The sequence below is a fragment of the Aquimarina sp. U1-2 genome (assembly GCF_017897595.1).
In the GTDB taxonomy this organism is placed as follows: Bacteria; Bacteroidota; Bacteroidia; order Flavobacteriales; family Flavobacteriaceae; genus Aquimarina.
The window spans coordinates 1-424 of the sequence record NZ_JAGKIK010000088.1 but is presented as its reverse complement, the minus strand read 5'-3'; the positions used below and the strand labels follow the sequence as shown (position 1 = coordinate 424).

1 protein-coding gene is annotated in these 424 nt (G+C 33.0%); it reads left to right on the top strand.

The window, feature by feature from the left end; genetic code table 11:
* A partial coding sequence (locus tag J8281_RS19140; protein ID WP_210199254.1) for a glycosyltransferase occupies positions 1–424 on the top strand: 424 nt, incomplete at both ends.

The following is a 424-nucleotide window of genomic DNA, read 5'->3' as shown; positions in this document are numbered from 1 at the left end:
AATCTCTAGAATATTTGGGATTAAAATAGATAAACTGCAAAACAAGGGCACAAAAGACCAAATGCTACAAAAGCGCTGTGTGGGTGTGGTTATTCCCTGTTATAATGAAGAGGAACGTTTATTAAGCAAAGAATTTATTGATTTTGTAAACAGTAATCTGGGCTACCATTTATGTTTTGTAAATGATGGCAGTACCGATAATACACTAGAAGTTTTAAATAACCTACAAAAGGGAAGAGAAACCAATATTAGCGTATATAATTGTGAAAAAAATGGAGGAAAAGCCGAAGCGGTTAGACAAGGCGTTTTACATTTAGCTAAAGATGCGCAATTGGATTATATAGGGTATCTAGACGCCGATTTATCTACAGATTTTAGAGATTTTGACGATTTAGTAAAAACCATAGAAACATCTGATTTTAAA